General features: G+C 72.7%; 8 protein-coding genes. 6 read left to right on the top strand and 2 right to left on the bottom strand.

The window, feature by feature from the left end; genetic code table 11:
• The first annotated feature begins 3 nt into the window (after positions 1-3).
• The 5 genes from ACZ46W_RS02810 to ACZ46W_RS02790 all read left to right on the top strand — a co-directional run bounded on the left by ACZ46W_RS02810 (position 4) and on the right by ACZ46W_RS02790 (position 8368).
• Complete coding sequence (locus ACZ46W_RS02810) at positions 4-720, top strand: thioesterase II family protein (RefSeq protein ID WP_468330240.1); 717 nt, start codon at positions 4-6, stop codon at positions 718-720.
• Between the two features lie 26 nt (positions 721-746).
• Positions 747-1604, top strand: coding sequence for a glucose 1-dehydrogenase (locus ACZ46W_RS02805; protein WP_468332404.1), 858 nt, complete (start codon positions 747-749; stop codon positions 1602-1604).
• Entirely contained in the window at positions 1601-4429 is a 2829-nt protein-coding gene (locus ACZ46W_RS02800; RefSeq protein WP_468330237.1) for an amino acid adenylation domain-containing protein, read from the top strand. The genes ACZ46W_RS02805 and ACZ46W_RS02800 overlap by 4 nt, the downstream gene beginning before the upstream one ends.
• Positions 4426-5643, top strand: a complete 1218-nt coding sequence (locus ACZ46W_RS02795; RefSeq protein WP_468330234.1) for an ATP-grasp domain-containing protein — start codon at positions 4426-4428, stop codon at positions 5641-5643. Before ACZ46W_RS02800 ends, ACZ46W_RS02795 begins: the two co-directional genes overlap by 4 nt.
• An 802-nt stretch (positions 5644-6445) precedes the next feature.
• Positions 6446-8368 (top strand): hypothetical protein, encoded by a 1923-nt coding sequence (locus ACZ46W_RS02790; protein ID WP_468330231.1) that lies wholly within the window; start codon positions 6446-6448, stop codon positions 8366-8368.
• Between the two features lie 155 nt (positions 8369-8523).
• Here the strand turns inward: ACZ46W_RS02790 and ACZ46W_RS02785 are convergent, their stop codons facing one another.
• Entirely contained in the window at positions 8524-9408 is an 885-nt protein-coding gene (locus tag ACZ46W_RS02785; protein ID WP_468330228.1) for a hypothetical protein, read from the bottom strand.
• Between the two features lie 982 nt (positions 9409-10390).
• The gene (locus ACZ46W_RS02780; RefSeq protein ID WP_468330225.1) at positions 10391-11026 is read right to left on the bottom strand and encodes a TetR/AcrR family transcriptional regulator; all 636 of its coding nucleotides are present in this window, start codon (positions 11024-11026) and stop codon (positions 10391-10393) included.
• Positions 11027-11115: 89 nt separating this feature from the next.
• Between ACZ46W_RS02780 and ACZ46W_RS02775 the strand changes: the two genes are divergently transcribed.
• Positions 11116-11529, top strand: coding sequence for a nuclear transport factor 2 family protein (locus ACZ46W_RS02775; protein ID WP_468330222.1), 414 nt, complete (start codon positions 11116-11118; stop codon positions 11527-11529).
• The last annotated feature ends 3 nt before the right edge of the window (positions 11530-11532 follow it).

Raw genomic sequence — 11532 nt, 5'->3', positions numbered from 1 at the left:
CACATGCCGCAGATACCCGTCCTGTGCTTCCCGTTCGCCGGCGCCGGCGCCTCGGTGTACCGCCGCTGCCAGGAGTACGGCAGCGACACCGTCCTCATCACCCCCGTCCAGCTCCCCGGCCGTGAGGAGCGCTTCGGCGAGCCGCTGCACACCGACGTCGTCGCCGCCGTCGACGACCTGCTGCCGTCCGTGCTCGACCGCGTCGCCGGCAGCCCGGCCGTCGCCCTCTTCGGTCACAGCCTCGGCGCCGTCCTGGCCTACGAGATGGCCCACCGGCTGTGCGCCCTGGGCCGGCCCGAGGTGGTGAAGCTCATCGTCAGCGGCTCACCCGGCCCCTGGACGCAGCGCCGGACCAGGGCCACCGGCCTCACCGACGAGGCGTTCCTGGCGCAGGTGCGGGAGTTCGCCGGGTACACCCACCCGGCACTGGAACACCCCGACCTGCGCGAGATGCTCCTGCCGCCGCTCCGCGCCGACGTGGAGATGCACGAGAACTACCGGGCCCCCGCCGGCAAGCCCCTGCCGGTCCCGGTCGTCTCCGTACGGGGCGACCACGACGAACTCGTCTCGCGCGACGAGGCGGGGGAGTGGGAGGCGGCCACCACGGCCGCGTACCACCACGCCGAACTGCCCGGCGGGCACATGTACGTGGTGGAGTCGCCCGACGGCCTGATGCGCCTGCTCGACGCGGAGCTGGCCGGACTGGCGGTGCGACGGTGACCGCGCCCGCCCCCACGGCACACGACGTGCCGACCGCACCGGCCGGGCGCCCGCCCGGCCGGCTCGCCGGGAGGACCGCCCTGGTCACCGGCGCCGCGCGCGGAATCGGCCGGGCGTGCGCGGTGGCGTACGCCCGGGCCGGCGCCGACCTGCTCCTCACCGACATCGGCCGCGACCTGCCCGGGGTGCCCTACCCGCTGGGCACGGCCGACCAACTGGCCCACACCGCGCTCCTCTGCCGCGAGCAGGGCGCCGGCTCCGTCGTCACCGCGCCCGCCGACGTCCGCGACACCGAGGACGTCCGCGCCGTGGTGGAGGCGGCCCTCGACCGGTTCGGCAGGATCGACGTCCTGCTCAACAACGCCGGGATCGCCGCCCCCTCGGGCAAGACCGTCCACGACATCACGCCCGACGAGTGGGACCTGATGCTCGACGTCGACGTCTCCGGCGCCTGGCGGATGATCCGGGCCGTCGGCGGCGCCATGACCCGGCAGCGCTCGGGCAGCATCGTCAACGTCGCCTCGACCGCCGGCCTCGTCGGCTACCGCCACTTCGCGGGGTACGTCACCGCCAAGCACGCGCTGGTCGGCCTCACCAAGGCCGCCGCCCTGGACCTCGCGCCGTTCGGCGTCCGGGTGAACGCCCTGTGCCCCGGCTCGGTGCGCGACGACGAGGCGGCCGAGGGCCGCATGCTCAGTGAGATCGCCCGGTCCCTCGACGTCCCCGTCGAGGAGCACGAGCAGACCTTCGTGGCCGCCCAGCCGATGAACCGGCTCATCGAGCCGGACGACGTGGCGGGAGCGGCGCTCTGGCTCGCGTCCGACGAGTCCCGGCAGGTGACCGGTTCGACGGTCACCGTGGACGGAGGGTTCACCAGCCGATGACCGACGACCACCTCCACGATCCGTCCGCCGCGGGGCGGCTGTGCCGCGCCGTCGCCCTGCGCGTCCACACCGGCGCCGACCCCGAGCGGCTGGGCCACGGCCTCGCGCTGCTCACCGGCGCCGCCGGAGCCCGCCTGTGGGTCGAGGACGTCCCCGACGGGGCGGAGTCCCCCGCCGCCGCCCGGGCGCGCGAACGCGAGCTGTCCCGCCCGGCCGACCCGGCCACGGGACCCGGCCTGCGGGCCGTCCTGCTGCGGTACGCCGACGGGGGCGCCGACCTCGTCGTCGTCGCCCACCGGGCGGTGCCGGCGGACCCGTACGAGCTGGCCCGCGCCCTGCTGGACCCGGCCGCCCGGCCCACCGCCCCGGTCACGGTGGAGCGCGAGGCCGCCGGGCGGCTCGGCGAGCAGGTGGCCCGGCTCGACCGGGCGCCCGCCCCCGACTGGGGCCTCGGCGAACCCGGCGCGGGCAGCCGCCCCTTCACCCTGCCGGTCCACGGCGACGCACCGGCGGCCGTCACCGCCGCGGCGGCGCTCGGCCTGGTCCTGGCGCGCTGCACCGGCGGCCCCGACGTCGAACTGGGCGTCGGCCCCGGGCACAGCCTCACGTTCACCGCCGACGCCACCGCCACGGTGGGGGAGTACCTGGAGCGGGTACGGCACGCCGAACCCGAGCCGTCCCGCGCCCCCGCGGCCGGCCTGTACGTCACCGAGCCCGCCGAGGTGCTCACCGGGGAGGGCCTCAAGGCCGAGGTCACCGCGGACCGGCCGTTCCTCGCCCCGCTCCACCCGCTGTCGGTGCGCGTGGCGGACGACGGCTCCACCGTCCTGTCCGGTGTGTGCCACCACCGGCGCTCCGCCTTCGGTGACGGTGCCGTCGAATGGCTCACCGGCATGCTGGTCACCGCCCACCGGGCCCTGGTCACCGCCCTGCCAAAGACGCCGCTGGCCGACATCCCGCTCTTCGACGACGACCAGCGGCACCGCCTGGCCGTCCTGGGCGGCCTGGGCCGCACCCCCGCCGCGCCCGCGGCGGCCGGTGAACGCATCGAGCAGACCGTACGGTCCTGGGCCGAACGGACCCCGGACGCGACGGCCCTCACCTACGAGGGCGTCGAACTGACCTACCGTCAGCTCGACGAGCGGGCCGAGCGGATCGCCCGCGCGCTGCGGGCGCTCGGCGTTGCACCGGCGGACCGGGTGGGCGTCTGCCTGGACCGCACGGCCGACCTCGTGGTGATCCTGCTCGGGGTGCTCAAGACGGGCGCCGCGTACGTCCCGATGGACCCCGCCTACCCGGCCGACCGGCTCGCGTACATGACCGAGGACGCCGAACTGTCCCTGGTCGTCACCGAGTCCGACGCCTTCCCCGCCGTGAAGGGCGTGCGGACCGTCCACCCCGGCTCCCTCGCCGCGGCGGACCCGGCCGGAGAGGCACCGGAGCCCGGACCACTGTCCGCCGAGGGCGCCGCCTACGTGATCTACACCTCCGGCTCCACCGGCCGCCCCAAGGGCGTCGTCGTCCCGCACCGCAACGTGGCGGCCCTCATGGACGCCACCCGCGCGGACTTCGGGCTCGGCGGCCGGGACGTGTGGACCCTCTTCCACTCCAGTGCCTTCGACTTCTCCGTCTGGGAGATCTGGGGCTGCCTGACGACCGGTGGCCGGCTCGTCGTCGTGCCCTACTGGGCGTCCCGGGACCCCGAGCGGTTCGCCCGGCTGCTGGGCGAGGAACGCGTGACCGTCCTCAGCCAGACCCCGAGCGCCTTCGCCCAGCTCATGGAGGCCGACCGGGCCGAGCCGGTGACCGACTCGCTGCGCCTGGTCGTCTTCGGCGGCGAACCGCTGGACACCCGCCCGCTGCGGTCCTGGCTGGACCGGCACCCGGCGTCGCGCTGCCGGCTGGTCAACATGTTCGGCATCACCGAGACCACCGTGCACGTCACCGCCCAGACCGTCACCCGCCGCGAGGCGCTGACCGGTTCGCGGTCCGTCGGGCACCCGCTGCCCGGCTGGCACCTCTACGTCCTCGACCCCGAGGGCCGCGAGCTGCCCCCGGGCGTCGCCGGCGAGATCCACGTCGGCGGGGCCGGAGTGGCCGGACAGTACCTGAACCGGCCCGAACTCACCGCGCAGCGCTTCGTCCCCGACCCGCACGCCCCCGGCCCCATGTACCGCAGCGGCGACCGTGGCCGGCTCCTGCCCGACGGCAGGCTGGAGCACCTGGGGCGTCTCGACAACCAGGTGAAGCTGCGCGGCTTCCGCATCGAGCTGGACGAGATCCGGGCCCGGCTGCTGGAAGCGCCCGGCGTCGCGGCGGCCGCCGTGGTGCTGCGGCAGAAGCCGGGCGACGCGGCCGGCGCGCGGCTGGACGCCTACGTGGTGCTCCGCGGAGAGGACGGGGGCGCCGCGCCCGCGGCCGGCACCGAGGATGTGCGGCGCCACGCGGCACGGTTCCTGCCCGAGCACATGGTGCCGTCGACCCTCACCGCGCTGCCCGCCCTCCCGCTCACCCCCAACGGCAAGATCGACACGGCCCGGCTGCCGGAGCCGCTCGCCGGCGGGCGGAGCACACCGGACGGGGCGGACGAGGAGGCCGGCGACCTGGAGACCCGGCTGCGCCGCGTGTGGGAGAAGGTCTTCGGCTTCCGCGTCGGGCTGGACGACGACTTCTTCACCCTCGGCGGCAACTCGCTGCTCGCCGTACGGCTGCTGGCCGCGCTCCGCGAGGCCGCGATGCCCGTCTTCCCCCTGCCGCAGCTCTACCTGCACCGCACGGTACGGACTCTGGCGGCCCACCTGTCCGGGGCGGAGGCACGCGCATGAGAAGAACACTCGCCCTCGTCGGCGCCGGCTCGCAGATCTACCGCGAGTACCTGCTGCGCTCGGTGGCCGGGGAGTACGACGTCCACCTGCTCGCCGACCGCGCGCCCACCTGGGAGGCGCCGTACCTCGCCGGGCACACCGTCCTGGACACCGCCGACCCGGCCGCGCTGGCCGCCGCCGCCCGCGGCCTGGCCTGCGCCGGGGTCATCACCTGGGACGACACCCGGGTCGTGCAGACCGCCGAACTGGCCCGGCTGCTGGGCCTGCCCGGCAGCCCGCCGGAGGCCGTGCTGCGGTGCCGCGACAAGCGGGCCACCCGCGAGGCGCTCCATGCCGCCGGGGTGCCGCAGGCCGAGTCGGTGCCCGTCACCTCGCTCCCGCAGGCCCGCGCCGCCGCCGCCCGGGTCGGCTACCCGCTGGTCCTCAAACCCCGGGCGCTGAACGCCAGTACGGGCGTGGTGAAGGTGGAGTCCGCCCACCTGCTGGCCGGCCGGTTCCGGCTGGCCCGCGCGGCCACCGCACCCGGCGCCGTGGAAGTGGCCCCCGGGGACGTCCTGGTCGAGGAGTACCTCGACGGCCCCGAGATCAGCGTCGACGCCGCCTGGTACGAGGGCCGCGTGTCCCTGGCCTTCGTGGCCCGCAAGGACTGCGGGTACCCGCCGTACTTCGAGGAGGTCGGCCACCTCGTCGACGGCCGCGACCCGCTGATGGACGACCCGCGCGTCCGGGACGTGGTCACCGGTGCGCACCGGGCCGTCGGCTTCACCACCGGCTGGACCCACACCGAACTGCGGCTCACCGCCGCAGGCCCCAAGGTCGTGGAGATCAACGCCCGGATCGGCGGCGACCGCATCCCGGACATCGGCCGGCTCGCCCTCGGTGTCGACGCAGCGCTGGTCGCCGCCCGCGTGGCCTGCGGCGACGAGCCCGACATCCGCCCCGACCGGCACCGCGTGGCCGCCGTCCGCTTCCACTACCCGGAGGCGGACTGCATCGCCCGCCACGTGTCCATCGACCACGCGGCGCTTCCCGCCGGGGTGGACTCCGCCCTCGCGGTCGCCCTCCCCGGCCAGGAGCTGCGGCTCCCGCCGCACGGCCACGTCGCCGGCCGCTACGCCCTGGTCACCGTCGTCGGCGACACCCGCGAAGGGTGCCTGGCCGACCTCGACAAGGCCGCGCCCGCGATCGGTCTGGAGGTGCTGCGCCCGCTGTGACGCGGGGCCCGGCCGCTCCTCAGCCATCCGCGGGGCCCGAGGAAGCAGTGGGACGAGAGGGCCTGGACGTACACCCGGTGGGCCGAGCGGTAGGCGAGACGACAGCCTTCCGCCCGGCCCGCCGCGGACGCCGAGACCGGCTCGGCACGCACCAGGCACGAGACGGGGTTGCGCTCACCGGGCTCGATGCGCATCGGTGCCCCCGCCGGCCTCCAGTGCTCGGGCGCGTCCACCAGCAGCGCCGGGCAGGCGAACCAGTAGCCCATGCCGGCCTGGAAGCGCGCGAAGCCGAAGTGGCTGTGCAGCGCAAAGCCACCGTTCAACGCGCTGCCCCCGGCGGCGGCGCCGGACGCCGTGCTGCCCGCCCCAGCAGTACGGCCGCGGCACACGCCGCCACCAGCCGGGACCTCACGCGCGCCGTCATCGCAGCAGCGATGGTGAGTCTCAGACACTCGACACCGCGCCCCGTACGGACGACATCGACACCCATCTGGGTCGCCTCACGCGCACGATCGCCGCGACGCCTCCGACACGGCTCGACGGGTCCGCTGTCATAGCCGCCCTCCCGGGAGGCCGCGAACGGTTCGACGAAGCCGTCATGCTCGCCGCTACCCGCCGCCGCATCTTGCCGATGACGATTCGGGGGCGTCTGGGGTCTCTCTCGGGGCTGCTCTGTGCGGTTACAGGCAGGGCCTGCCGGGTGGCAGAGCCCTCCGAGCGGACGCAAGATCGTTCCTGGTGCACATACGGTTCACGATCTGCCTTCGCCCGACACGCGGGGGTCAGCATTTTGGAGAGCGTCATGGTTTCCATCCCCCGTGTGTCCGGTACCGGTGGCCTTGAGCGCCGTCTGCGGGAGTGCGTCGTATCGGGCAGACCGGTGGACGCGGGGCAGGGCCGGGTGAAGGCGGACCTGGTCCGGGAACTCGTCCTGGGAAAGGGACTCGAGGGCCCGCCCTACCGGCTTCGGCTCGCACGGGCGCAGATCGTCGGCGACCTCGATCTCCGTTCCGCACAGATGCTCTGCCCACTGGAACTCACGGAGTGTGAGCTCGAGCAGGTCGACCTCAGACAGGCCGAGGTGCCGGCCATTTACCTGAGAAGGTGTGAGCTCGGCAACCTGGAGGCGACACAGCTCCGCGTCAAACACAGCTTGAGCCTGTACGACTCGACCGTCCGAGGCCGGGTGAACCTCGTGGGCGCGCGCATCGACGGGACACTCGACCTGGATGCCACGTCGATCACCAAGTCCAACCATCAGGCGCTGGTCGCGGACGGCATCGAGGTGGGCGAGGACTTCAAATGTGGTAACGGATTCCGTGCCCAGGGCGAGTCGACCGTGGTGGGCGGGCTGATCAAGGGCCAGTTCAAAGCGCGAGGTGGTCAGTTCATCAACCCCGGCAGGCTGGCTCTGGACGCGTCCAGTCTGCGCGTTACGGATCACATGACCTTCGGACAGGGTTTCCGCGCCGAGGGCGAGGTCTGCCTCGACGGCAGCCACATCATGGGGCGGTTCGACTGTGACGGCGCGAAATTCCTGGCCCCCATGGACTACGCGCTCTCCGGGGAGACCATGAAGGTGGAACAGGGCGTCTACTTCCGCCACGAGTTCCTCTCGGAAGGCACGGTGAACCTCACCGGTGCCGACATCAGCGGCTCCCTGGACTGCACCGGCGGCCATTTCGTCTACCAAGGGAAAACGGCCCTCGATCTGGTCCGTGCCACCATCCGACAGAACGCGGTGTTCCGGGACGGGTTCCTCGCCGATGGCCAGGTCCTGCTCCACGGAGCCACGGTCGGCGGAAGTCTCTGGTGCGAAGGCGGCCACTTCCGAAGCCGGACGGACGGCGCCCTCCTGGCCAACAACATCGAGGTGGGGGGTGACGTGGCCCTGAGCAGCCGGGTCTTCGGCGTCCGCAACGTCGCCAAGGGATTCGTCGCCGACGGCGAAGTCTCGTTCATTGACGCTTCCATCAACGGGGAGCTCAACTGCTCCGGCGGCCGATTCTCGAACAGCGGCGAAGGGCGCTTCGCCATCACCGCACCCGGATGCCGCATCACCCGCAGCCTGAGATTTGACGCGCAGAGCGTGGTCCACGGAGGAATCGACATCCGGCGCTGTACGGCCGGTGAACTCTCGGACGACGGGTTCGCCTGGCCCGAACGTGTACTGCTGCGCTGGTTCGTCTACGACTCGCTGTCCCACCCCACACAGCCCGACAAACGCACGGTGGACAAGCGCATCGAATGGTTGCAGCGCAACCCCGAATACGTACCCCAGATCTACCGCCATCTCGCCTCCGTGTACTCCTCCGAGGGCCGCGTCCACCACGCCGAGAGAGTGCTGATGGCCGAGGAGAGGATCCGCCGGAAGACCTGGTGGGACAAGCTGCGCGGCTGGCTCTTTTGGGTGACCGTGGGATACGGATTCAAGCCCCTGCGCATCGTGATCTGGCTCGTCGTGCTGTGGGCCGCCGGAGGGACGCTCTTCAGCTTTCTCCGCGACGACCTGGAACCCGTCAAGAAGGGCAGCACCACGGCTCCGTACCAACCGTGGCTCTACACCCTTGATCTGCTGCTTCCGGTGGTGAACCTGAGGCAGCGGGACCACGTCATCGCCCACAGCGCCGGCCTGTGGTGCTCCACCGCCTACACCGTCGCCGGATGGATCCTCGGCACCGTGCTCCTCGTCGGCATCCACAACATGCTCAGGCGATCGAAGTGACGGACGCGTGAAGCTTCCACGCGAGGCTCCTGGGGTCCGGCAGCGGACGGCCCCACCCGGATGCCGGCAAGTGCCCCTTGGCGAGGTCGCCGGCCGGTGCGACCCCTTCGGCAACCGCGGCAGGAAGGTGTGGCACCAACGGCACGCATCCGCGTTCACCGGGTGCCGGGCATGAGCTCCACCCGGACGCCGTCGCGGACGTCGATCACGTACGTCGTACCAGTGGCGGGGGTCCACCCCAGCGGCAGCAGGTAGTACCGGCCACCCCTTTCGATGAGCCGCCGCAAGCCGGTGTACCGGTAGCGGAAGCGCGCTTCCTTGCCGAGGTCTTCGACGCGTATCCCAGGGCCCGCCAGGCTGAGTCGCTCGGTGGTCAGTACGACGACGGCTGTACGGCTGACGACGTTCCGCGCCGTCAGGCGTGCTTCGGCCACTCCCAGGTCATGCGCGGCCAACGTCACTGCCCACATGATCAGGAGACCGGTCACCGACGCGGCCGCGGCCCTGCATACGGCACTGGCGGCACGGCCGTCCGGGCGGCCCGCGGAGCGCCGGTGCGCGAGGGTGACGCCGAGTGCCAGTGCGAGTGCCGCCGCCCAGCCGTAGGGGTGGGTCCACCGCCAAAGGACGAGGGCGAGAACGCCGGCGGGCATCAGCAGCAGATCGGCGCGGCGGGCCCACACACCGGCGCGGCGCAGTAGCCGGGAGACGGGCGCGGGCCATGAGAGTCCGGTCAGGAGCCCCGGGTGGAGGGCTGCGTACACCGTGACGCTGACGGCGATGACGACGGGCCTGCGCACCAGGTTCAATGCCTGGATGGCCAGTTCGGGGAAGCCGATGCCGAGGGTGAAGGCGTCGAGCCGGAAGTAGTGGTAGAAGGCCGTGAGGTAGACCGCGCCGATGTAGAACATGCCGGCGGTGACGACGGACGCCTGCGCGGCCACCGCTCCGACGAGCCCGGTCGTGGAGCGGTCGGCCGGTGCGGGGGTGTCCGTGGGACGGGACCCGGCGGGGCGACGAAGGACAGTTCGGCGGGCCACGGTGACACGGGCGCGCTGAAGGCGTTCCAGGCGGGGACCGTGGGCACCGGCGGGGGTGGAACGGGCCGTCGGGCGACCGGTCATCGGCCGCCCGTGACGTTCGGGCTCGAGGTGTCGCCGGGGCCGGGGCAGGGTGGGTTGGACGGGTCCGGTGACGGTGAGCCCGGTGAGGCTCCCGAGGGCGAGGGGGTGTGGCTGCCCGGACCGGAGGGTCCGGGCGACGCGCCGGTGCCGGGAGGACAACTGGGTGGCGGCGAGTCGGCGTCGCCACCCTCGCTCGCGCCTCCCATGTCACCGCCACCACCGTCCCCGCCGCCGGTGGGGTCGATGCCGCCAACCGGATCGGGCCGTTGCCCGCCGACAGTCGGGGGCAGCGGGACGGGAGGCACGGGGTCGCCGCCGTACGACGGGCCGCCCGTCCCTCCGCTTGCCGAGGATGCGCCGGGCCGGTCCTCCGCCCGTCCGCCAGAGCCGCTGCTGGAGCCCCCGCCGAGGGAGCCGGACGACGTCGCGCCCTGCCCCGTACCGGAGTCGTCGCTCGTGCCGGAGTGCTCATCCGGCCGGGTACCCCCGACCGCATCCGGGGCGCCGCTCGACGGCGGTGGGGCGTGCAGGGTGCCGGAGGGTCCTGGGGTGTGCTCCGACGCGCTCCTGTCCACGTGGCCACAGGCCACGAGTACCAGCAGGACTGCGAGCATCCCCGTCGGGCGCCGGACGCACCGCCCCATGGATACCACCATGCGCCATCCCCCCCATCCGGTGATGGTAGGAGTCGTACGCCTCGGGTGTCCCGGTCAAGACCGGCCATCTTCCAGCCCCACATCACCGGAACGGTCGTGCTTCGTGCGGACGGCGGCAGGAATTCATGCCGATGTGGAGTGTGCTCCCAGCCCGGCTTGTCGTTCGTGGTCCCTGGCACGGCCCGCCGACGGCGAGCGACGGGCCGACCGGCCGCCCGCCGACGACCACCTCCAAGATCTTGTTACGAGCTCTCTGGGCGCTGGTGCTGGGGCCTGACCCCTAGGAGGGCGAGTGTGGCGGTCCGCAGCCGCGTTGCCGCCTCTTTCGCTGACATGCGGTGCGCCCTGACTTCGTCGCCTGCCGCGTGGCCGAGAGCGGTGACTGCGGCCACCAGCCAGGTGGCTGGAGGGGCGGGGTCGAACTCGCCTGACGCCTGGCCCTTCTCGATCAGCCGGGTGAGTCGGGCTGCGACGGGCTCATGCCGAGCACGGTCGGCGTCGGTGGCGTCGGCGCGGGTGCTTACGAGCTGGAGGAGCACCGGGTTACGTTCGAACAGCCGCCAGCCGATGTCCTGGAGCTGCAGTAGTTGGTCCAGGGCGTGACCGCCGTTCTTTTCCGCCTCGTCCATCGCGGCCATGGCCTCGTCCGTGATCCGGTCGGCGACAGCGTCCAGCAGCGCGTCGCGGGTGCCGAAGTGGGCGTACACGGTCTGGCGGGTCACCCCGGCCGCGGCGGCGATGGTGGCCATTCCGGCGTCGGGCCGCTCGGCGAGCAGTCGGACCGCGGCGTCCAGCACCGCGGCCCTGCTGCGCTCGGCGTCGGCGCGACGGCGCGGCCGCGCCCGTGGCGAGTCGCCCGGGGTCTGGAATGCAGTCAACTCTTACACCTTGTCAGAATTGAATCGGTCGCTATATCTTACACCGTGTAAGAGATGTCTGCGCGGTGTGAACCCCGACTGGCGGGAGCATGGTGACCCCCCTGTACGCGAAACCTCCCGAGCAGTTCATCGCCGACTTCTTCACCACCTTCACCGACGCCGTGATCCGTGGATCGGACGACGTCTCCGAGCTGATGTCCAGGTACTACACCCGTGACGTCGTTCAAGTCGCCAACGGCATACGACTCGACTGGGACCGCCTCCTCGCTCACCTCCGACCGGTCCGCAAGAACCTGCGGGAGTTCTGCTTCGAGGTGCACGAGGCGGTCGCGGACGGCGGCCGGATCGCGACCCGTTTCACGATCCACGCTCAGATGCGCAAGGGGGGACCGGTGTCCACGCGAGTCCACATGTTCGCCGAGTTCACGCCTGGCGGCCTGCTGCGACGGGCTGAGCAGCTCACGATGTCCGTCACCTCCGCCGAACCGGAGACGGGGGAGTGATGC

The organism is Streptomyces sp. NPDC031064 (assembly GCF_055570965.1).
Note: the sequence above shows the minus strand (reverse complement) of the source record. Positions and strands in the feature narration are given on the sequence as shown.

Excerpts from the sequence above, each read along its gene's own strand:
- ACZ46W_RS02810 (WP_468330240.1), top strand. The coding sequence starts at position 4 with ATGCCGCAGATACCCGTCCTGTGCTTCCCGTTCGCCGGCGCCGGCGCC.
- ACZ46W_RS02800 (WP_468330237.1), top strand. The coding sequence starts at position 1,601 with ATGACCGACGACCACCTCCACGATCCGTCCGCCGCGGGGCGGCTGTGC.
- ACZ46W_RS02795 (WP_468330234.1), top strand. The coding sequence starts at position 4,426 with ATGAGAAGAACACTCGCCCTCGTCGGCGCCGGCTCGCAGATCTACCGC.
- ACZ46W_RS02790 (WP_468330231.1), top strand. The coding sequence starts at position 6,446 with ATGGTTTCCATCCCCCGTGTGTCCGGTACCGGTGGCCTTGAGCGCCGT.
- ACZ46W_RS02775 (WP_468330222.1), top strand. The coding sequence starts at position 11,116 with ATGGTGACCCCCCTGTACGCGAAACCTCCCGAGCAGTTCATCGCCGAC.